Source organism: Psychrobacter sp. WY6, assembly GCF_018448495.1.
GTDB lineage: Bacteria > Pseudomonadota > Gammaproteobacteria > Pseudomonadales > Moraxellaceae > Psychrobacter.
Genome location: NZ_CP049902.1, coordinates 2,432,453 through 2,453,777 on the forward strand (window position 1 = coordinate 2,432,453; position 21,325 = coordinate 2,453,777).

General features: G+C 39.8%; 23 protein-coding genes and 3 pseudogenes. 16 read left to right on the plus strand and 10 right to left on the minus strand.

Annotated features, from left to right (window positions below):
- Positions 1-157: 157 nt before the first annotated feature.
- The 5 genes from G7Y90_RS12140 to G7Y90_RS12160 all read left to right on the plus strand — a co-directional run bounded on the left by G7Y90_RS12140 (position 158) and on the right by G7Y90_RS12160 (position 3,168).
- Complete coding sequence (locus tag G7Y90_RS12140; RefSeq protein WP_250162472.1) at positions 158-1,219, plus strand: helix-turn-helix transcriptional regulator; 1,062 nt, start codon at positions 158-160, stop codon at positions 1,217-1,219.
- An 85-nt stretch (positions 1,220-1,304) separates the two neighbouring features.
- Complete coding sequence (locus G7Y90_RS12145; protein WP_250162473.1) at positions 1,305-1,496, plus strand: virulence RhuM family protein; 192 nt, start codon at positions 1,305-1,307, stop codon at positions 1,494-1,496.
- Positions 1,497-1,564: 68 nt separating this feature from the next.
- Positions 1,565-2,314 (plus strand): type II toxin-antitoxin system death-on-curing family toxin, encoded by a 750-nt coding sequence (locus G7Y90_RS12150; RefSeq protein ID WP_250163987.1) that lies wholly within the window; start codon positions 1,565-1,567, stop codon positions 2,312-2,314.
- A 96-nt stretch (positions 2,315-2,410) separates the two neighbouring features.
- Positions 2,411-2,554 carry a hypothetical protein gene (locus tag G7Y90_RS12155; protein ID WP_250162474.1) on the plus strand — a complete coding sequence of 48 codons (144 nt, stop codon included), beginning with the start codon at positions 2,411-2,413 and terminating at the stop codon, positions 2,552-2,554.
- A complete protein-coding gene (locus G7Y90_RS12160; protein WP_250162475.1) occupies positions 2,542-3,168 on the plus strand; it encodes a M90 family metallopeptidase in 627 nt (208 codons plus the stop codon). The genes G7Y90_RS12155 and G7Y90_RS12160 overlap by 13 nt, the downstream gene beginning before the upstream one ends.
- 132 nt (positions 3,169-3,300) lie before the next feature.
- Here G7Y90_RS12160 and G7Y90_RS12165 read toward each other — a convergent pair whose 3' ends face one another.
- Positions 3,301-3,468 (minus strand): hypothetical protein, encoded by a 168-nt coding sequence (locus G7Y90_RS12165; protein WP_250162476.1) that lies wholly within the window; start codon positions 3,466-3,468, stop codon positions 3,301-3,303.
- A 70-nt stretch (positions 3,469-3,538) separates the two neighbouring features.
- Complete coding sequence (locus G7Y90_RS12170) at positions 3,539-3,961, minus strand: hypothetical protein (protein WP_250162477.1); 423 nt, start codon at positions 3,959-3,961, stop codon at positions 3,539-3,541.
- Between the two features lie 223 nt (positions 3,962-4,184).
- Here G7Y90_RS12170 and G7Y90_RS12175 point away from each other — a divergent pair, with 223 nt between their 5' ends.
- Both G7Y90_RS12175 and G7Y90_RS12180 read left to right on the plus strand, forming a co-directional pair.
- Positions 4,185-4,670, plus strand: a complete 486-nt coding sequence (locus G7Y90_RS12175; RefSeq protein ID WP_045455644.1) for a hypothetical protein — start codon at positions 4,185-4,187, stop codon at positions 4,668-4,670.
- A 1,390-nt stretch (positions 4,671-6,060) separates the two neighbouring features.
- On the plus strand, positions 6,061-6,435 hold the full coding sequence (locus G7Y90_RS12180; RefSeq protein WP_250162478.1) for an Arm DNA-binding domain-containing protein: 375 nt from the start codon (positions 6,061-6,063) through the stop codon (positions 6,433-6,435).
- On the opposite strand, the pseudogene G7Y90_RS12185 reads toward G7Y90_RS12180, so the two are convergent.
- Positions 6,436-7,592 (minus strand): annotated as a pseudogene (locus G7Y90_RS12185) (IS3 family transposase).
- 417 nt (positions 7,593-8,009) lie between these two features.
- Here G7Y90_RS12185 and G7Y90_RS12190 point away from each other — a divergent pair.
- The 4 genes from G7Y90_RS12190 to G7Y90_RS12205 all read left to right on the plus strand — a co-directional run bounded on the left by G7Y90_RS12190 (position 8,010) and on the right by G7Y90_RS12205 (position 10,894).
- Positions 8,010-8,681: a hypothetical protein gene (locus G7Y90_RS12190; RefSeq protein WP_250162479.1), complete on the plus strand. Its 672-nt coding sequence runs from the start codon at positions 8,010-8,012 to the stop codon at positions 8,679-8,681.
- Positions 8,682-8,732: 51 nt separating this feature from the next.
- Complete coding sequence (locus G7Y90_RS12195; RefSeq protein WP_250162480.1) at positions 8,733-8,960, plus strand: hypothetical protein; 228 nt, start codon at positions 8,733-8,735, stop codon at positions 8,958-8,960.
- Positions 8,961-9,263: 303 nt separating this feature from the next.
- Positions 9,264-10,351 (plus strand): IS3 family transposase gene (locus G7Y90_RS12200; RefSeq protein WP_250162481.1). Its coding sequence is split into 2 segments (ribosomal slippage): positions 9,264-9,516 and positions 9,516-10,351, totalling 1,089 coding nucleotides; the frame shifts between segments, so codons are not numbered across the junction.
- Between the two features lie 291 nt (positions 10,352-10,642).
- Positions 10,643-10,894: a PH domain-containing protein gene (locus tag G7Y90_RS12205; protein ID WP_250162482.1), complete on the plus strand. Its 252-nt coding sequence runs from the start codon at positions 10,643-10,645 to the stop codon at positions 10,892-10,894.
- A 712-nt stretch (positions 10,895-11,606) separates the two neighbouring features.
- On the opposite strand, the gene G7Y90_RS12210 is transcribed toward G7Y90_RS12205, so the two are convergent.
- The 3 genes from G7Y90_RS12210 to G7Y90_RS12220 form a co-directional block, all read right to left on the minus strand.
- Positions 11,607-12,239: a recombinase family protein gene (locus G7Y90_RS12210; RefSeq protein WP_101204367.1), complete on the minus strand. Its 633-nt coding sequence runs from the start codon at positions 12,237-12,239 to the stop codon at positions 11,607-11,609.
- A gap of 107 nt (positions 12,240-12,346) precedes the next feature.
- Positions 12,347-12,805 carry a hypothetical protein gene (locus G7Y90_RS12215; protein WP_250162483.1) on the minus strand — a complete coding sequence of 153 codons (459 nt, stop codon included), beginning with the start codon at positions 12,803-12,805 and terminating at the stop codon, positions 12,347-12,349.
- Positions 12,806-12,854: 49 nt separating this feature from the next.
- The gene (locus tag G7Y90_RS12220) at positions 12,855-13,100 is read right to left on the minus strand and encodes a hypothetical protein (RefSeq protein WP_250162484.1); all 246 of its coding nucleotides are present in this window, start codon (positions 13,098-13,100) and stop codon (positions 12,855-12,857) included.
- Positions 13,101-13,105: 5 nt separating this feature from the next.
- Between G7Y90_RS12220 and G7Y90_RS12225 the strand changes: the two genes are divergently transcribed.
- The 3 genes from G7Y90_RS12225 to G7Y90_RS12235 all read left to right on the plus strand — a co-directional run bounded on the left by G7Y90_RS12225 (position 13,106) and on the right by G7Y90_RS12235 (position 14,556).
- Positions 13,106-13,408, plus strand: a complete 303-nt coding sequence (locus G7Y90_RS12225; RefSeq protein WP_250162485.1) for an IS630 transposase-related protein — start codon at positions 13,106-13,108, stop codon at positions 13,406-13,408.
- Positions 13,409-13,428: 20 nt separating this feature from the next.
- The gene (locus G7Y90_RS12230) at positions 13,429-13,953 is read left to right on the plus strand and encodes an IS630 family transposase (RefSeq protein WP_201541007.1); all 525 of its coding nucleotides are present in this window, start codon (positions 13,429-13,431) and stop codon (positions 13,951-13,953) included.
- A gap of 369 nt (positions 13,954-14,322) precedes the next feature.
- A complete protein-coding gene (locus G7Y90_RS12235; RefSeq protein ID WP_250162486.1) occupies positions 14,323-14,556 on the plus strand; it encodes a hypothetical protein in 234 nt (77 codons plus the stop codon).
- 837 nt (positions 14,557-15,393) lie between these two features.
- Here the strand turns inward: G7Y90_RS12235 and G7Y90_RS12240 are convergent.
- Entirely contained in the window at positions 15,394-16,356 is a 963-nt protein-coding gene (locus G7Y90_RS12240; RefSeq protein ID WP_250162487.1) for an aldo/keto reductase, read from the minus strand.
- A 157-nt stretch (positions 16,357-16,513) separates the two neighbouring features.
- On the opposite strand from G7Y90_RS12240, the gene G7Y90_RS12245 reads away from it, so the two are divergent.
- Positions 16,514-16,834 (plus strand): IS630 transposase-related protein, encoded by a 321-nt coding sequence (locus tag G7Y90_RS12245; protein ID WP_201540928.1) that lies wholly within the window; start codon positions 16,514-16,516, stop codon positions 16,832-16,834.
- Between the two features lie 60 nt (positions 16,835-16,894).
- Positions 16,895-17,349: pseudogene (locus G7Y90_RS12250) on the plus strand (IS630 family transposase).
- Positions 17,350-17,435: 86 nt separating this feature from the next.
- On the opposite strand, the pseudogene G7Y90_RS12255 reads toward G7Y90_RS12250, so the two are convergent.
- The 3 genes and pseudogenes from G7Y90_RS12255 to G7Y90_RS12265 all read right to left on the minus strand — a co-directional run.
- Positions 17,436-17,674, minus strand: a pseudogene (locus G7Y90_RS12255) (transposase); the annotation flags it as partial.
- 189 nt (positions 17,675-17,863) lie between these two features.
- Entirely contained in the window at positions 17,864-19,033 is a 1,170-nt protein-coding gene (locus tag G7Y90_RS12260; protein WP_201540926.1) for a beta-barrel domain-containing protein, read from the minus strand.
- Positions 19,026-21,323, minus strand: coding sequence for a type I secretion system permease/ATPase (locus G7Y90_RS12265; RefSeq protein WP_250162488.1), 2,298 nt, complete (start codon positions 21,321-21,323; stop codon positions 19,026-19,028). Before G7Y90_RS12265 ends, G7Y90_RS12260 begins: the two co-directional genes overlap by 8 nt.
- Between the last annotated feature and the right edge of the window lie 2 nt (positions 21,324-21,325).

A 21,325-nucleotide genomic window follows, 5' to 3' on the forward strand; every position in this document is an offset into this window, starting at 1 on the left:
AAAAGCAGGTTATAAAGAAAAACCAACTCAAGGATTTAGGCATTAAAGAGTATTTAATGCCTAAATCCTTTTTTATTTTATGATATAAAGGAGGATTATTGATGAATAACTGATAGGATATCAGTACAGTTGTATACCATATATTGAGTGTTCAAGGATGAATGCAAATCAAAAGCCAAATCGTTATCAAAATACCTCTCATCAAACCTTGCTAGCAGATAAAACAAAAGACATCGCTGCACATGATTTATCAATGAATAAAAATCTTCTAAGCCCCTCAGGGTTAGAGATGCCAGCAACGGATCGCATGCAAACCTTAGGTGCCTTCGATTGGAAACATACCATCAATGAGACTTATTTTGATCTTGAAGTTAGTTTCAGGCAACCGAATAAGTTTTCTGGTTTTTTGCAACATGCTAAGCTTCTAAAGATAGGTGTTTCGCACTATCATGCTAATACTGTGCACTATAATCGCGGCAGACAGAGCTCTGGCTATATTGATGACAGTATTTTAATTACTTTTCCTATGACAGGCGACGTTCGTTTTACCCAAAAAGGTCGACAGCTAACGTCTAAGCCCGGTCAGTTCTTTATTGAGCTGTCCAGCCTACCTTATGAGTTCTATCATCTGCACGAAGCATCACTGTATGTGATTAAAGTGCCTTTAGTGCTATTAACCCCGCAAATGGGCACTATAGAGCGGCAGTTTGCACGCAGCTTAACTGTTGATGAAGGTGCTGGCAGGTTGCTAGTATTTCAAATTGGTCAAATACTGGCGCTTATTCATAACAATCAGCTGGGTGACTTGGAGATAAAAATTCTAGAGCAGCAGCTGCTTAATCTTATTGTATTGACATTGAGTGCCCCGAAAGAGGTGATGATGAGTTGCAGCTCGTCCATACAATCGGTGCACCTAAAGCGCATCGAGAATTACGTTTATTTGCATCTAGAAAACTCCGCTTTAACTCCAGCGATGGTCGCTGCTTGTCATATCTCTGCCAGATACCTACATAAGTTATTTTCTGAGCTACCTTATACTTTTTCGGACTGGGTCAAGGAATTGCGTTTAAAGCAAGCTAATCATATTTTGAAGAGCAAAAGCTACGTGACTATAGATGAGGTCGCTCATAGAGTAGGCTATACCGATCAAGGTTATTTTTCACGTATTTATAAGCAGCACTTCGGTTATTCGCCGCGAGATACACCAAGTACAGGATAGTTATTGTTATGTACTCTGTCATGCAGTCGCTGTATGATTTATGAATTGAGCATAAGCGCGCATATTAAGCTAAGGAAAAACCAAGATGGCTGGTGTTACGAATGATAAAACAGCAAAAGTAGAGATATATGAAAGCGCTGATGGGAAGGCGCAGATAGAGATACGCTTAGAACACGACACACTATGGCTCTCACAAGCCCAATTGGCGACGCTGTTTGAAAAAGACTCGGATACCATAGGATTACATCTAAAAATATTTATAAAGAAGGTGAGTTAGACCCAGAAGCAACTACCGAGCAATCCTCGGTAGTTCGTCAAGAGGGGAATCGGCAGGTTCGACGTAACATTCGCTTTTACAATCTAGATGCTATTATTTCTGTGGGTTATCGGGTTAATTCTAAAAAAGGTACTCAGTTCCGTATATGGGCAACCCAACGTCTACGTGAATACTTGGTTCAAGGCTATACACTCAATCAAGAGCGCTTTGATAAAAACTCGAGCGAACTACAACAAGCATTAAATTTAATTAGGAAAACCGCGCAAAGTCCCGAGCTGAAAACCGATGAAGGACGCGGCTTGGTTGAGATTATCAGCCGTTATACACAGACATTCTTATGGTTACAGCGTTATGATGAAGGCTTGCTTGATAATCCTTCAGGGGAGGATGGCGGTATCTTACCCAGTCCGACTGAGGCGATGGCAGCGCTGACGGATTTAAAAGCGCAGCTGATAAATAGAGGTGAAGCGACCGAGCTATTTGCTAAGCCTCGCGGTGATGGTTTGGACAGCGTACTGGGTAATTTACAGCAAACCGTCTTTGGTGAGCCTGCATACCCGACCATCGAGAGTAAAGCGGCGCATCTGCTGTACTTTATGGTCAAAAATCATCCTTTTACCGATGGTAATAAACGCAGCGGCGCTTTTTTGTTTGTAGATTTTTTGCATCGTAATAATCGACTGCTCAATGATAAAGGTGAGATGGTCATCAACAATACCGGGCTTGCTGCATTAACCTTGTTAGTCGCTGAATCTGATCCCAACCAAAAAGAAACCTTGATTAAGCTGATTATGAATATGTTGTCGTTAGAGAGTTGATACACAGGCTTATTGTCAGCACCATTTAACCCCTTAAAACACATAACGCTAATAATAAAAAGCACAGTCTAACGACAAAACTAAAGGAAATTCAATATGTTTAGCATGATAAAAGACTGGCGCGAGCAGCGCATACTGGACAATAGCGAATTTACTCATGCTGACTGGCTGCAAGCGGCTCAGCGTATTGTGATACTTGATCGGTTAAATGAGGACGAGCTACACGCTTGTTTGAGCTAGCGACGTTGTTTTTGGCGGATAAGTCAATTACTGGCGCACAAGGTTTTGAGATTAGCGATGCGGTGAGGCAATCTATCGCCTTACAAGCTTGCCTGCCTATCTTAAACCTAAGCCTTGAGTGGTACGCTGGCTGGTCAGCCATTATCATTTATCCTGGTTCCTATAAGAGTGAAACTACCACTGTCGATGAGCTGGGCATTGTCCATGAGGGTAGTCAGCACCGTAGCGGCGAAGCGTGGTTGCGCGGCCCCGTTATTCTGTCGTGGAAGGATGCCAAACACTCAGGGGAGCGCGATGGTCACAACGTCGTCATTCATGAGTTTGTGCATAAGCTTGATATGTTAAATGGTCGTACCAACGGCTTTCCACCACTGCAAACCGATATGGATCCTGCGCGCTGGACTGAAATTATGACACGAGATTTTGAGGATTTTCAAAGCCATCATAAATCAGGTCTTGATCGTTATGGCGCAACCAATCCAGCGGAATTTTTTGCGGTACTCAGTGAGGTATTTTTTGAGACGCCGCAAAAGCTGGTCGATGCTTACCCTGATATTTACGACATAATGATGAAGTTTTTCGCCAAACACCACTTTAATCAAAATCATCAATAGTCACTATTAATGCTCCATAATGAATATACAGGCATGAAAAAGCAATAAAAAAGGGCAGTGTATTTATTTAATAACACTGCCTTTTTTTTGGCTTATTTTTCCTTTAAGTCTATGTTTTTATCTAAAAACTATTTAAGTTGTCCATTGCTCATTCACAATAGCGACCAAATAGCGTTTACCTTGATATTCTTCAAACACTAAACGCATGATACGCCAATCCATACCGGCATATTCCTCCGAGCCTTTATGATAAAACTCGACAACCTCTGAATTGGGAAAATTTTCTTCAGTTATTATCATTATTCCCACTGTGTGGAATCATTAATACTGATACTGGCATTGTTAAATTTGCTAGCATCAATCCACGTGTCTAAATATGTAGTAGTGGCGTGACGAGTAGATCACCCGTACCGTCTTTTTCGCCCCAAGTAAAACGAATTTTAGACTGTTGCAAATATTGGGCGAATTGTTCACGGCTAAAGACTTTATCTGTCTCAGGACGCACATGGGCATACATCGAAAAACGGACGCCACGGGTTGGATGAATATCATTGGTAATACGAGCGAAGTCTTTATTTGTAAGCGCGCGCTGAATACGTAAGGCTTGCTGCTTAAGGGTTTGCTGACTGATATCGGAGACAACGGGCGTTGATGAATGGCCGTTAGATTGATTTGGAGTGGCTATATTGGATTCAGCAGAAGATTGACAGCCAGTTGCTGCTAGCGCCAAAGCCAATGCGCCGCCAACGGTTAATTTAGATGAACGGTCTTTGAAAGTAGATAATAGGGTCATAAAGCATCCTTATCGCAGTGGTTAGCGAAATATACGTTAATGTGAATATAATTGAGCAAATGTCACAAGATTACTGAGCAAAAAGTTATTATTTAAAAGTTACTAAGTAATAGATTGTTTTTAGTAGATAAACCGGAATGATACGATAATACAGCAGAGTCATAATATGGTTATGATGTAATGGTTTATAACACTTATATCATTGAAGCTCGTAGAGAACGCCATGCCAACACATTATTCACTGACGCTGCTAGCTATGGGACTGATAGCAACCAATTCTGCTATAGCTGATATAGCAGAGTCAACTCAGACTTATGCAGCCATAAAAATAGCGACCATTAGCAACATGTATCAGCAAGACGTCAGCAATCAAGGCGTGGATAATCCGGTCGTATTGCAACAGTATGCCGACCCAGATCTACAAGCCGCGATGCAGATTGAACAGGATTATTTTGATAGAGAGCAAATATCTTGTCATGTTGATTATGATGTATTGTGGGATTCGCAAGATCCTGATTATGCACAAGACAAACAGTTTTCAATGACTGACCAAGGATTGGTGCAAGTGAGTTTGGCACATGGCAGCAATGTTTATTATGAGTTGTCATGTAATGGTACCGGTGACGATGCTGATTGCCGAGTGGCAGATGTGATTTTAGATGAAGATGGCAAGTCTTTGCGCAAGCATTTACTAGAAACCTGTCGCTAGCCAATACTGAGCATTATTTTTATTGATACCTAAATATAAAAACTATAAACCCTGAATAAAAATCACAGAGACAATCTTGAGAGCTTATAAATCGCACTGTATAAAACTATGAGCCTAACTTCTAAAGCTATTGGTTTGTTTTCGCATAATGTATATTATGTTAAAGGGACGGTACCCGATGATAAGTTCATGGGATTATGATCAAACAGTAATTTGTTAGTCAGTCTGGTTGTTAATTGCTTAACCATGATATGTGTTACCTGTTCAAATAATCATTGTAATCACCGCTAGTATAATTACTAACTGATATATCTTGAAGCCTTAATGTATAGAGTCTTCATAGATCCTAGTTTATCCGTAATCGATTAATGTATTAATTCAAGTCGCTAATAGCCTCTCTATATATTCCAGAAGCCTATTATAGATATGTTGTAGATACAGTAATTTTACTATTCATTCAAAGTTAGTCTGTTTGGTAATCTTGCTCTGCTCATCATTGCTAAGCTTATTACCTTCACAATACCTACCAAGCCCTTTGCATAATCTGTCATTTCTAATCATCACCTAATAACCGAATCACTCATCAATCGATTGTTGGTAGCTTAGCCGACTTCCTCATTAATGCGAATATGCTTGAACTACGTTAGGTACAGAAGTATTCGCCACCAAGTGACAATCAGCTCAAAGTAAAAGCAATAACCCTTCTGAATGCCTATTACTCTATATCATTGATAAGCATGTATACAAGCTCTGACAATGCGCCTACTTGGCATATCAGTAGGTCCAATCTAGATGCACCTTATAGCTGCTATCATCATAGCTAACTACGTTGTAATACGCTTTTATTTAGAGTCATCAAAAGAGCCTTCCTAATTAGTGAAACATTCATTGGTCTTTTCTAACATCTCTCGTTCTTCCTGAGATATCTTAATATAAAGCATTGAGTTGATACCTTCCAAATTTGCACAGAACAGTACTATCACCCTGATTAAGGTATTCTGTGCAAGTACAGGAGCACGGTTTTTCGTGCAAATATGTCGAAGGACTCTATTGCCAATAGCAAACAGCACTCTTACTTTTAACCTATGTGAAGTTTATTCCTTCAAACACCATATATATCAACAAAAAAATAGCTTACTCCTTCTTTCTCCACTATACTATAATTATCCCCAACCTTAACTTGGGGATAATTAAGTGTTAAAACCTTTATTATATAAGGTTTTTCTAATAATATTAGCGAATACCAGTGTCCATAGCAGTGTCCAATAATATTCCATGCTGCTTTCCTTAACTTGAAAAACCTACTGAAAAATTACTCTGGACCTCAGCATATAGATATTAGATCAATAATCATAACTCATCTACCTTAGAGAAATTACGGATACACATCATGACTATCAATAATGCAAACGATATCAATAAGCTTGAATGCCGAGATAAGGATTATTCGGTCAGTGTCTCAGGTGTGGCTGGTTTAAGTCTGCGTATTTATCCAAATGGTAAAAAGGAATACTACTTGCGATATTCCCATCCACATATCGAGGGCAAACGCCCTAGGATGATGTTAGGTAAGATTGAGGAGATCAGTTTACATGAAGTTAAGTATAAAGCAGAAGCCATCCTTAATACGGTCGCAAAAGGTTCTGACCCTAAAGCTATCCAGCAAAAAGAGCAAACTAATAAGTATACTCACCTAAAAAATGCTACGTTTTCTGACATTGACCCCTGCCGTCAAATCCGTATACATAAACTTGGGAGATTTTAGTTACGCAGCCTGACGATAATAATCAAACCACATCTGTATTGGTGATTTATAGCCCAAACCCTTTTGAATTCTCGTTTGGTTGTAGTACAGCTCGATGTATCTAATAATATCGTTGATCGCTGCAAACCTAGTCTTATAATCCTGATGATATACCAGCTCGTTCTTTAAAGTGCCCCAGAAGCTTTCTATTGGAGCATTGTCGAAGCAATTACCTTTAGCGCTCATTGAGCCTGTAAATTGATGCTGCTTGATGATCTTATGGTACGCGTGGCTACAGTACTGACTGCCTCTGTCAGAGTGAACGATTAGCCCTTTGCTTGGACGTTTATTCCTGATGGCCATGTTCAATGCTTTGCATACTAGATCTGCGGTCATTCGCTTATTGATAGCATAGCCGACCAGCTCTTTGGTGTATAAGTCTTTGACTCCCGCTAAATACAACCAGCCCTCATTTGTCCAGATATAGGTAATGTCGCTGACCCACGCTTGATTCGGTCTTTGCATATCAAAATGCTGATTTAATACGTTGTCATAGACCAGTTTTTTTGATTGAGTCAGTGGTGACCTTGAAGCGCCTGTGACGACGGCATTTGATGCCATGTTCTTCTTTGATGCTTCTGACCATGTATAGACTAATATCATACCCTTGCTCGGTGAGCGTTGCATGCAGACGCTCAACACCATAGCGCTCATGAGTTTCACTATGAGCGGCTTTAACTAGTAGCTCGCACTGATTACGGTGTACCTGCTGACACTGATATCACGAAGCCAGTCGTAGTAGCTCGATGGTTTAACGCTAAGTACGCGGCACATCCTACTGATGCTAAAGATTTGCTGTTGTCTTTGATAAAGGCGTACTTTACTGCTGTTTTGCGAAGTACGCCGTCGCCTTTTTTAAGATCTCGCGCTCCTCTTCGGCAACTTTAAGCTGTCGCTTTAGGCGTTTTACCTCTTCAAGCGCACTCATAAGTTCAGGGTCATACTGCTTTGTTCCTACAAGCTTGCCTTGATTAGCTTGTGTTCTGCCAGTTGGATAGCGTTTGCATGGCGATGCCAAGTTGCTTTGCGGTCGCTGAAATATTGCCGTTGTTATCCGCTATCTTCTTGACGGCTTCAGCTTTAAATTCGTTACTGTAAGTTCTTAATTTCTTGGTCATGGTAAACTCCTGTTATTGTCTTAGTTTACCAAGTTTACTTATACGGTTTCTTCAGCAGCTCATAAGTAGTTGTTTTTCATTAGTATTAAACCGACTCAAACCCGTTTGTTACCCCTTTTAGGGGTGTTTACGTAAAAACACTCAGCTCATACTAACCTCAGTTTTTACAAACCCTAAAGAGGATAGTAACCATGCTAATGAAGATTGCTAAATGATCTAGATCAAATTGTTGGTATTAAACAAGTAGAAAGAGGACTCGCTTGTAACTGTTATTGTTTTGAATGTAGCGAACCCGTTGTTGCTAGAAAGAGAGAAAAACGAGCATCATTTCGCTCACTCTAGCAATAAAGAGAGTTGCCATATCAACCCTGAAAGTATCCTACACAAGTTTGCTAAACAAGTCATTATGGAGAAAAAATGTGTGGCGCTGCCACCGTTCCAGAAACAGATGAGACTGAAGCAAAAAATTGGCAGTTCTCTAGCTTAGTAGCAGAGCAAGCTGTTGGCTCAATTCGTCCTGATTTATTAGCAAGTATTGATAGAGATGCTGTTTATCGAAGTTGCCGTCGTCATTTGTATACTCACAAACTTAATTTCATCAAACAATTAAATATCAAGACCATTGAGATAGACTTGCGAGAACTACTAAAGCGCAATGTCTGTATTCCCAGCGATGAAGCAGAACAGTTCATTCTAGAACAAGTGGATAATAAAAAATGGTTATACCCTGAAGCTAAGAAACCTGACGAGCCGTTAGCAGATTGGTTAAGTACGATGCCTTTACCTGAAATCAATACGAACCATGTTGCTGATGATAGTGAAGAAGCTCAATCTCAGCTCATCAACAATTATGTTAAACATCGCTTTATTATTAATAATGTATGGGTAGATGCATGGGTGTTTAACGATGGGGGTATTTCAGTAAAAACGGTCAGTTATAATCCAGAAATTATAGCTTTACTGAAGCAATGGAGCAAAGAAGGTGGTGGTAGATATACACCAAAATTCAAAGCTTGGAAGTATTGCAATCCTTTCTCTCATACCGTGTTACTACGTTTGCGAGAAATGGATACTACACCCAAACTCTAATTTCTTTGCGATTGATCTATCAATACTGCTGCAACTTGGAGGAAAAACATAATGAACATGAAAAGATTTACAAACCGCAAATTTAGATTTTGTTCTGCTTGTAGCTCTAAACAGGCGCTTAGAGTAATCGAAAAAGATGACTGGAAGTTAGGTGCTTACCATTGTCCAAAGTGTAATGCCGATACTGTTGATAGCTTTGTGCTTGTTAATTATTATGAAAACGGGTGCAGAATTGTCGCTAAGAAGATGAAAGCCTATGATTTATTTAATAGAAAGTAATGCTTTAATAACAACAGTGGAATTATTGGAAACTCAACAATCCGAGAGGCAGATTCTAGTTAGATACCTCTATAACGCACCAATCCAATAATTAATGAGATGGTAATTGCCGAACTGATTGAATCAGTTCGGTTCCCTAGTGAGGACTTGAACCTTTGGCTGTGGGCTATATACGATAGTAGATACAGCCATCAAGATTATGACAGTGTACTTGGTGGTGTACATGAACTGGTAATCCCCCCAATAAATAAGAACACTTACAAATAGAGATTAACTGCTAAAATACACCAGCAGGAGAATCCTATGAAAAAGACACGCTTTAGCGACAACCAAATCGTCAACATCCTAAAACAAGCCGAACAAGGCGTCCCTATTACCGAGCTCTGCCGTGAGCATAACATCAGCCAAAGCACCTTCTACAACTGGCGATCTAAATATGGTGGTATGGACGCCACACTTATCAGCCGTCTTAAAGAGCTTGAAGTTGAAAATGCCCGCTTAAAGAAGATGTACGCTGATGAATGTCTTAAATCCGACATCCTACAGGATGCTATGTCAAAAAAGTGGTAGCGCCCCAAAGGCGCAAAGCGTTGGTTTGTCACTACATTGAAGATCGTAGCATTAGCATACGCCGTGCTTGCCGTATCTTTAACATCAGCGTCACCTGTTATTATCACAAGTCGGTGGTAACAGATGAGAACCAGCAAATAGCGGACTTACTTATCAAACTGACTGATGAGAACAAGAACTGGGGCTTTGGCTTGTGCTTTTTAACCTTGCGTAATATGCTAGGACTGCAGTACAACCATAAGCGGGTATATCGCATCTACTGCGAGCTTGAACTCAACCTTAGAATCAAGCCTAAGCGTCGCATTAAACGTGCTAAACCAATACCATTAGCAGTACCTGATAGGATTAACCAAAGCTGGAGCATGGACTTTATGCACGACAGCTTAACTGATGGCCGCGGCTTTAGACTGTTCAATGTCATTGATGATTACAACCGTGAGGCACTTACCGTTGAAGTCGACTTCTCGCTACCGGCCGGGAGGGTCATACGCAGTCTTAATCAGCTTATTGAGTACCGAGGCAAACCTGTGCAGATAAGATGCGATAACGGCCCTGAATACATCAGCAATGCGCTCAAAGACTGGGCTGAGCAGCAAGGTATCATCTTAAGCTATATTGAACCTGGCAATCCACAGCAAAATGCGTATGTAGAGCGCTTTAACAGAACCATGAGATATGATTGGTTAAATCAGGAGCTGTTTGATAATCTAGAGCAGGTACGCGCACAAGCAGAAAACTGGTTATACCATTATAATCATAAGCGCCCAAACATGGGCAATGGCGGTTTTACACCGATACAGAAACTCAATCAGGCAGCTTAATTCTATTTATTAGGTGTCTTAAGTTTGGGAGGGTTACCAACTGAGCTATTCTAATATAAATATTAACTAAAGGCGCTCTGCTAACAAATTATGATAAATACTATATTTACATCAAAGATTGATTTTTGGTTGGCGTTTTTAATATTGGGTTCTAGCTTACTACTCGTTTTGGTGCCTGTATGGGAATGGATGTACAACAATAGTTCTATTAAAAGAATAATATTTATAAGCCTTTTTACCATACCAACTGCGTTACTGCTATTGGTACTGTTTTTTAATATAAAGTACACTTTGACAGCTGACACATTGTTAGTGAAAAATGGTTTTTCTACTCAGAGTATCTCGTTAGAAGACATTACCCATATCACTCCTACCAGCAGTACTTTATCTGCTCCAGCACTGTCTTTAGATAGGATTGAGATAAGATATGAAGGTGGTAGCATAGTGATATCACCAAAAGACAAAGATAGGTTCTATCATGCAATACAAGAACGTGTACCAGCATTAAAAACCGATGATAATAATGGGCTGATAAAGAGATAGCCGATAGTTCGATGCGCTATACAGGCATCGAACGTATTTCAGTGACAGATGTTATAGTAAAAAATTACTAAAATAGATCAGTATGAAAAAATGGTCAACTTACAGTCTTACGTTAGGTGATAAAGGTTTATAAATTTAATGAGAGATAACCTAGAAAATACTAAGTCAACACAGGAAAAGTCAGTTTATAAAAAAATTGGTTTAGGCATTTATATTATATTTGCTTTGATTTATTATTTTTTATGAAAGATATGTTTCTTGATGGAACTTTTTTCCTTGTAGTAGGTATAGCGCTTCTTCTAATTATTATATTTAAGTTCTTTAAAGAACATGATTACAATTTAGGGGTTATAGCGTTTTGTATATATATTCTTATACTTGGTTCAGTTGATTTTTTCCAGTTAAATCAATTAATTTCAGCTGTGGCTGCTATTGTATTATTGATAATTATGATATTTGTACACTACAAATCAGTTGAAAAGGTTTAGGACTTGTTATACCAAAACTGTTTAAGCTTGGTATTTACTTTACTTTGGAACGATAGCAAGTTGACCTTTACTGTCAGATCCGTAAATATAATTTGGGTGATTGTCGTTTTAAAAAATCTGATCTGCTATTTATTTCTATTAAGGTATATCCCAGCGGAACCATCTGAAAAGGCTCATTAATCAATTAATAGACTACTCATAGTAGACTGCTGTAGTGGAACCACTTAATGAGTACTGAGCATCTTCGGTCTTTCCTTGGCTACATCAGCGATCAGATGCCGTGAGCACTTGGTCATTTTTTGAATATCAGAATAGCTATGACCTGATTTGAGCAGACTAGCGATGATCTTGCGCTTTTCCGTATCTTTCCTACGTCCTGAATACTTACCTTCTGCCTTAGCACGAGCAATACCTTGCATCTGACGGTTACGGCGATCTTCATAGTCTTTTCGAGCAATGGCTGCGAGCATATCCAGCATCATCGAGTTAATGGCCTGCAATACACTGCTCATAAATTCTGTACTGCTTTCAGATTGAAGCGCCATATATGAGGTCGGCAGCTCTTTTGATACGATAGAGAGCTTTTTCTCTGATAGCATTCTTTTTAGCGTATCCCAATCAGCTTGGTTCAAACGCGCCAAGCGATCAATCTGCTCAACTAAGATCACATCGCCCTTATGAGCGTCTTCAATCAGCTGCATCAGCTTTGGTCGCGCCAAGATAGCGCCTGATTCGTTTTCGACATAGAAGGCAGCAATTTTGTGGCCATGATCGTTGGCAAATGCTATGAGCTCGCTTTTGGCACGCTTAGCATCTTGTTCTTTGGTAGACGCTCGTAGATACGCTCTGATAAACATAAACACCTAAAATAGTCTGTTATAAGTGGTTCCATTATAGCAGTCTGTTTTAAGTGGTCTGTTAATACGTTTGAGTGGTGAAATAGCTGGTTCCCTTGGGGTATGCTCTAAAATTCTTCCTCTCGAAATTTATTATATTTAGAAGAAAATTTACGCAAATCATTTTTCAATTTTTCATTTAAAGTATCATATAGGTCATTTTTCAAGACGTCATAAGCGTTTATAAAAGCGCCTTTATTCTTTTGAGTATATTCTTGCATCATATCTATACAAGAAAATGAACTCAGTATGTTAAATAAGATATAGATATTGTGAGGGTCGTATTCTAAAGCCTTTTGGAAATAAATTAATGCAGAGTAGTTTTGTTGATCTTCTGCAAGATATGGGGCAAGATCTACCGCTATTCCTTTTAAAGTTAAAGCTTCCGCTATTTCACTATCTGTTGAATTACTATCAGCAATTACTTCATTTAAAATACTTATAGCAAGTTCTGGCTCATAATTTTGGCAAAAAATCTCTGCTTGGGTCAGTTTTTTTTCTATGATAGACATTATTTTTTCACCCATTTGTCTTTGATTATAAGGTCAACAGTTCGATGCCTGTATAGCGCACCAATCAGGAATTGATAATAGCCAAAGCTTTTTCACTTTCAGGCTCTAATGCTAGCAGCTTAGCAGCATAATACTTCTTTTGATCTTCAGTCAGCACAATTTCAGGTGGTTCACCAAAATCTAAAATAGAATTTAATATGGAAGTATCGTTCGAATCTAGCTCATGAGCTTTGATAAAATAAAAAAAGCAGATATAGTGCATTAAGTATAAAAATGTTATAAGATAAAACATCTCAACAGATATACTCAATTATCATGACTTACTCACTAGATTATCGCAAACAAGTTCTTAAAAGCTTAGCAGATGGCATGACCTTTGCCGAGGCAGCCTCTTTTTATGACATTAGTCCAACCACTATTCAAAAGTGGAAGAAACGGCTGCATAGTAAGAGCACTCGCAATGTTACGCCATCAAAAATACCGGATGATGCACTACGCAAAGACGTTGAGCGTTACCCTGATGACTATCACTATGAGAGAGCAAGACGGTTCAACTGTACTGCCCCAGCCATTTGTGAGGCTTTAAAACGCCTAGGCATCAGTCAAAAAAAACCTTAGAGCATCCAAAAGCATGTCCAATAAAAAGAGCGGCGTATCAGAGTAAGCTTGATAACTTTAAACAGCAAGGTTATCCCATTGTGTATATGGACGAAAGCGGTTTTGAAAGCCAGACCATTCGTCCTCATGGTTATGCACCGATAGGCAAACCCTGTATCGACAGCTACAACTGGCAAGGTAAAAAGCGAACCAACGTCATTGGGGCTCTATATGAAAAGATGCTATTTGCACTGGATTACTTTGAACACAACATTAACAGCGGCATATTCTACGATTGGTGCAAACACACCCTAATCCCAAGCCTTAAAACCAAATGCGTGATTGTCATGGATAACGCTCGGTTTCATAAAAGTAGACGTATCCAAAAATTACTGAACAGGCATGGTCATCGTATCCTATGGCTGCCGCCGTACAGCCCAGACTTGAACCCTATTGAGAAAAAATGGGCTCAAGTGAAGTTTCTACGCCAAGGGTGGATGGAAAATGACTTATCCAAATTATTTTATGATGTTTGTCCTAGACATAACACTTTTGTTTTGAACTGACTATATGCAGAAAGAATACCAGAGCTGGCACAAGCACTTGTCGATGAGCAAGCTTCAAATTAATAGTACTCATTGTTTTATCTTTTCGCTAACTGCTATAATTAAAAGTAACAACTCCCCTGGTTTTGCCAATCTATGTGGTTGGAGCTCAAGACTAGGGGCTTTTTATTGTCTGTTTTTTTATTAGTTAGAACAAAAACGTTTAAAGTATATGAGTTTAATTTAAATTAGCAGTCCTTAATCAGTCTCATTACAACCCCTTAATTCAATCTTACCTGTGACCGCTATAAATATTAAAGCGATGCAACCTTCATGTATGAGTTAGATAGTTTGTATGACTATTCAAAATTAATTTGATGAGACTGTTTTATGGACATAACGAATATACCTGATGAAATAAAGCCTATAGCTGTAGTAATCCTTATTATTATTTCATTTTTACCTTTACTCAAGTTTTTTAAAGATAGCTATATTGATTTTGAGATGTCCAAGTTCAAACAAATAATCAATACCAAAGGCTACGAAGATGGACTAAGCGATCAGATGAAAGCAAGTCTTATGGACACAAGAGATAGAGCCGTTTTCAAAAAATATATGGTTTAAATCTTAGCAAAAAATATAGAGACATTGCATTAAAAATAGAGTGTCAACCTGATACTAATATTGATTGCGAAGATTTAAAGCGAGCTGCACATCATCTAGAATTCAAAGACAGCAATATAGTCGTAAATTACAAACCTTGGTTAATTTTCAATCGAAAGGTAGTGAATGTTTCAGGGTTCTTATATTTTTTGCTCGGTATATTAATGATACTTGTTCCAATTACGGTAGTCTTAATCAACTATTTCGGTCTACCTTTAAGTAAAAAAGTAGAAGTATCAGATCTGATTTTTTGGATTTTTATGGGATGCTTATATTAGGCATCGCCTACGATCAACTTAGACAAAGAGAAGCTTTAAAAGCTGTAATTAAAATAATAGTTCAATCTGAGAAGCTACCCAATCTGATTAGCATAAATAATAACTGGAAAGGTAAGAATTTTCTTAAAAAGTTAGGGCTTGAGTTTAAATCACCAGACGAAATCGATTTTGAACAGTAAGAGATAATATACATCACACCGTCGTAAAGAGTCTTAGTGAAGATGGTTTTTGGTTAAGATGCTAATCTTGCAATGGTGCGTTTTACGGAACAATTGCATTTTCGATTTAAATGATGCACGAATCGCACCATATATATTCTAACTCCCATTAGCAGGTGCTCGCCAGCCGCGAACATCAATCTTACCAGTAACAACAGCCGATATTAAAGCGGTGCGGCGTTCCTGCATGAGTTGAATGGCTTGTAAGGTTGTAAATATTGGGGTTTTGCATTAGCACCCCTACGATAGCCTAGCGCTGTTTCTCACCACCTGATAAGGTCTATATCATCAATCTTTCTCAACTACTTCTCAATACCACCCCACCCTGCTTCTGGATAACGCTCGCCAGCAATATTACAGGTATTAAATAATTCATCCAGCTTATCTATTTGCTCGGGCTTAAGCGTAATCTTGGTTGCTTGGGCATTTTCTATGAGATATTTTTCGTGACGTGTACCCGCGATAGGAATGACATGCGGATGTTTATTTAGTAGCCATGCCAGACAAAGCTGGGCATTACTGTATTGCCATTCGGTAGCTAGCTTACTGAACTGCTTTACTATCTGCTGATTATTAGTGAGCGCTTCTCCGTTTAAGCGCGGTACAGCATGACGAAAATCGCCTGCTTCCAAACTCTCAGTATCAAGCTTACCGGTTAAAAAAGCCCGTCCCAATGGACTATAAGCGACAAAACTGACACCCAACTCACGACACGTCTCTAATAGCTCCTCTTCTGGTTGCCGCGACCAAAGCGAATACTCGCTTTGTACCGCTGTGATAGGATGAATGGCATGCGCTTGACGCAAAGTCTCGCTTGAAACCTCAGATAGACCGATAGATAGACCGATACCGCGTATATCTCCTTGCTTTACTAAAGCGCTTAACGTCTGCATCATGTCTTCAATCGGCGTGTTGTGGTCACGGCGATGGCAATAATATAAGTCAATATAATCTGTGCCCAACCGCTGTAAAGAGTTATGGCAAGTCTGCTTAATATAATCAGGGCTGTTATCTAAACGACGCTCATATTGATCCTTGGCGCGGACAATACCGAACTTAGTGGCAATCACTATTTGCTCTCGCTGCGCTTTATGTGCGGCTATAAATTGTCCTAGTAACGTTTCATTGTGACCAAAACCATAAGTATCAGCACTATCAAAGAAATTAATGCCAAGATTCAATGCTTTATCAAGTAACGCTAACGATTGACTATCGTCACTGTCTCCATAGAACTCACTCATGCCCATACTGACCCCTGCCTTCAAATCCGTACAGTTAAACCTGAGAGGTTTTAGTTACGCAGCCTGACGATAAAAGTCAAACCACACCTGTCTTGGCGTTTTATAGCCAAAACCCTTTTTGGATTCTAGCCCCACTGTGAGCCTATAGTAAAAGAAACATAAATCCGCTACAGTATATAATATGGCATACTCAAAAGACTACCGACAACTGATCCTGAGCAAGCTTGAAGAAGGCTATAGCATTCGACAACTTGCAGAGGAGTATCAAATTAGCACCAACACTATTCAGCGTTGGAAAACATTTCCTGAGCGTAAAAGACGTCAATTTACCCCGACAAAGATAGACGATGATTTACTGAGAGCTTATGTAGACGCTTATCCTGATGACTATCAGCACGAGCGAGCTCGGTGCTTTAACTGCACTCAAAGAGCGATAGGTATCGCTTTAAAACGAATCGGCATCACCCAAAAAAAAGAGCTTAACTCATCCAAAAGTGGATGATGAAAAACGTTTTATATTTTTGAAAAGTTAGCGCAATTTAAACTTGATGATAAGCCTATTATCTATCTTGATGAAAGTGGTTTTAAATCTCATGAGAACAGGCCTCACGGTTACTCTAATAGAGGTAAAAAATGCTTTGGACAATACAACTGGCAGCTTAAAAACCAAACCAATGCGATAGGTGCTATTTACAATAATCAGCTGTTCGCTGTTGGACTTTATGATCGCAGTGTCAATAGTATGTATTTCATAGCTGGGTTGAACAACTGCTGCTACCAAGCTTACCGAAAGACAGTGTAATCGTTATGGATAATGCAACCTTTCATAAGCGGAAAGACACGACTGAACTTATAGAAAGTGCAAATCACACTATTTTATGGTTGCCGCCTTACAGTCCTGATTTGAATCCTATCGAGCAGATGTGGGCTTGGGTCAAACAAAAACGTAAAGAGTGGCGGCTAGATTGTGTTGATACCTTGTTCTTTTATTTCTTATGGCTGTGTGGCAATTTATAAGCTCTTTAACTATAGCTGTTGCCTTATGTCGCTGCAAAGCAGTGCTTTGCTAGTCGTTCCTCATTTAGAATGTCTCGCTCTTCCTAGGCAACTTTGAAATCACGTTTACGGCGTTTATTTCTTCTAGTATAGCAATGAGTTCAGGGTCATACTGCTTAGTGCCGATAAGTTTGCCTTCATCAGCTTTGTTTTACCAATTAGATAAAGCCTGCATAGCGATACTGAGCTGCTTTGCGGTCGCTGAGACATTGCCATTATTTTCAGCTATCTTCTTGACGGCTTCAGCTTTGAATGTTGCACTATAGGTTCTGATTTTCTTAATCATGTTAAACTCCTCATTGAGTCGTTAGTTTACCAAGTTTGGTTCTACAGTTTTTTCAGCATAGCTCCTCAGCTTTTGAGTTTGAAAAACGGTATTATGATAATTTAACCCTGTCAGGCATTACTGCATCACTCAAGAAGATTAACATTCGATATAGTCGGAGCGATTGAGTTTATTCAGCAGAGCTAACCTCTAACGCTCTCCCAAGCCTTCAGAAAATGTTTTGGTAAGTGGTTTAGTTAGATATGATAATACCGAACGCTGTCGTGATTTGATATCGACAGATGCCGTCATACCGGGCTTAATAACAATTTCATCACGGCGCCCAGAGAATTCAGCTCCCGTAATTTTGATCTGTATACGGTAATACGGTTCTTCGCCTTTTGGCGTTTGCTCCATTAAGGTATCAGGGCTTATATACACAACGTTACCAGTCATCGCACCAAAGATAGAATAATCGTAGGCGTCCAGCTTGACGCTAGCAACTTGTTGCTCCTTTACATAGGCAATATCTACAGGGCTTACCTTAGCCTCAACAATCAAATCACTACTGGTCGGCAATATCTCCATAATGATTTCTCCTGGTTTAACTACCCCTCCAATGGTCGTCACCAAAATATTTTTCACCGTACCATCTGTCGGTGCAAATAATTTCTTTTCTTCTAATACTTGCGAATGATCACGCAATTGCTCAAGTTCAGTATTTAATTCCTCTTGCGCTTTGGTCATCTCTAATTGGGCTTCTTCAAAATATTTATTACGCTTATTAGTAATTTGAGCTTGAATTTCAGCTACTTGCCGACGCAACTTTATGACATCAGCCTGACTCACATCACCATACGATAATAATGGCTCATTCATACTCAGCTCTTGCTGTGCCAAGACCATCATCTTTTGTAGTGAGCTGACATCTTGGTCAATCGCTTGCTTGCGACGGTTATAAAGTTGAGTTTGGTTTTTTATATATTCACTATAGTTCTTGATGCCTTCCGGAAATACTAATGGTCGCTCAAATATCTCAGCCTCAAGACGCGCAAGCTTGGCTTTAAGTGCTGCTATTTTAGAGCCTGAATTAGCAACGGCTGCTTGCGCACGCTCTTCTTCTAAAGTAACTATCAGCTGTCCTTTAGTGACATCCTTGCCTTCTTTGACTAATATCTCAGTCAATACACCACCTTCTACGGCTTGGATATCTTGTGTGCGGGCACTAGCAATGATAGTCCCTGTCGCCCTTGTGACTTGATCAATTTGGGCAAAATAGGCCCAAACAACTAATATGATTATCCCGATCAGCGAGCCCCAAATAATGATGCGCGTACGTCCAACTTTAGGGTCATGAGGTTTATATTTATAGTTATCCATTATCCTGCCCTAAGTTATCACGTTCATCTTTATTTTTTGATGAGATACTTGCAGTCTTATTACTGATCACTTTCACTCTAGGTGTACTGACTTTGATTGACGGTTTATTAGCAGTTTTCTGCTCATCATTGCCTTTTAATTGCTCAAGAACTTGTGCTTTAGGACCATCCATTACGATTTTTTGATTGTCCATAATAATAATGCGATCGACCAATTGGAGGAGTGGCATTTTATGCGTGGAAACAATGAGAGTTTGTCCTTGTCCAAATTCTTTTTTGAGTACCTCAATACATTGTAGTTCTTGCCGATTATCCATAGAAGCAGTCGGTTCGTCCATCAACAATATGGAAGGTTTCGTCAGTAGCAAACGGGTAAATGCTACCAATTGTTTTTGACCCCCTGACAACCCTTTGCCGCCTTCACTAATCGGTAAATCTAAACCACTAGAGTGGCTGGCTACCAGCTTGATCAGTCCAGTCTTGACGAGGGCGTCGCGCATCACATCATCACTGGGCGCTGGTAGGCCAATCAATAGGTTCTCTCGCAGTGTGCCTTCGAACAAACGATGATCTTGTTGCAGATAACCGACTTGTTCACTCACAGACTGACGACTAATCTGCTGAATATCTAATCCGTCTAGTATCCTGCCTTGGGTAGGAGCATACAGCCCTGATAGTACTTTTAGTAAAGTCGATTTACCTGAACCGATAGGACCCAATACTGCAACACGCTCACCCGCTGTTATATTCAGGCTACTAATTGCTAGTGCAGGCTGGTCATTATTTTGATAATTAAAAATAACTTTATTTAAATTAAAATTACCAGCGATTTTGCTAGGCGATAATGGATGACTGACACCGTGATTGTCTTGCTCTAGTGAGAATAGTTGTTCAATATTAAGCTTGGCAGCTTTGGCATGCGAATGTTGTACTAGCAAGTTAGGAATAGCCATTATCGGAGCCAAGATACGGCCACCTAGGATCGAGCATGCAATGAGTCCACCCATTGTCATATCGCCTGACATTACTACAAACGAGCCGACAATCACGATACCAACATAGCTGGTCTGTTGAATCATCTGCGACAGATAGCTCAGATTGTCATTGGCATGCTTCATATCCAGATCATTCTTAGTCGTAATGCTCATCACATCAAGCCAACGTGATAAAAACTTCCAATTCCCTGATCCGGCCTTGATAGTCTCGACACCTTCTACTGTCTCAACAAGGATGCCTGTTTTACGATAAGATGCTGCTGCGCCAATTGCCGCAATACTGTCGATTTTTCTACGTGCACCGAATCCTAGTATTATAGCGAGAACAGCGGCAACAATAGGAACCAAAGCCACTAAAGGATTACCAATGATGACGATTAGCGTCACAAATATAATAGCCATTGGAATATCAACAAGACCGAATAAGGTGCTGGCAGTATAAAACCCTCTGACTTGCTCATAACCGCGTAGCTGCGCTGCCATCGAACCCACCGATCCTGGCATTTGATCAATTCGCACATTTAACAGACGTTGGAACACTTCACGGGATAAATATTGATCAAGATTGACCACTACTTTATCCATAATCTTTGAGCGGGCGAACTTCATAAAAGTTTCGAATAAAATAACCAAGCCTACGCCACTTGCCAAAATAATCAGCGTGTACTCGCTACGCGTTGGGATGACACGGTCATAAACTTGCATTGAGAATAGGGATACAGCTAGTGCTAACATATTAATTAAGAATGAGGCGACTACCGCTTCAACGACGATACCACGATAGTTCCTCAAGTCTTTTTTGAGCAATTGATCAAACGAGAACTGCCTACGCTTGCTAGGCTCGTCCCCTAAACGAACACGCAACAGGTGTGAAAACGCGTCACCACGATAAGCGCTTGTCTGTCCCAGTTGACTGAACTGCCATAGTCCTTGCGGATTTTTTTGATTAATGACGCCCCAACCCTGCGTAGGATGCAAAGCCAGTAATGGTAAAAATGCAGCATCTGGTACTGGAAAAACTTCTGGTAATTGCTCAATTCCTAGTTGATTAAGCACACTAATGATACTAGAAAGTGCTAGTAAATCCTGCTGTTGATAAATCACGCCATTTAGCCTGACATTATCAACAGGATACCCTTGCTCCGTTAGTAAGGTATGTAACGCCGCTGACAGCTGTACTGCTTGCGCGTTGTGTAGCTCATCTGATGCTAACGTTATCAACGGTTGCAAATCGGGTGTCACTACCAGCTTACCGTCAGATGTCTGGCTATTTGAATCTGGAACAGATGTACTCATGA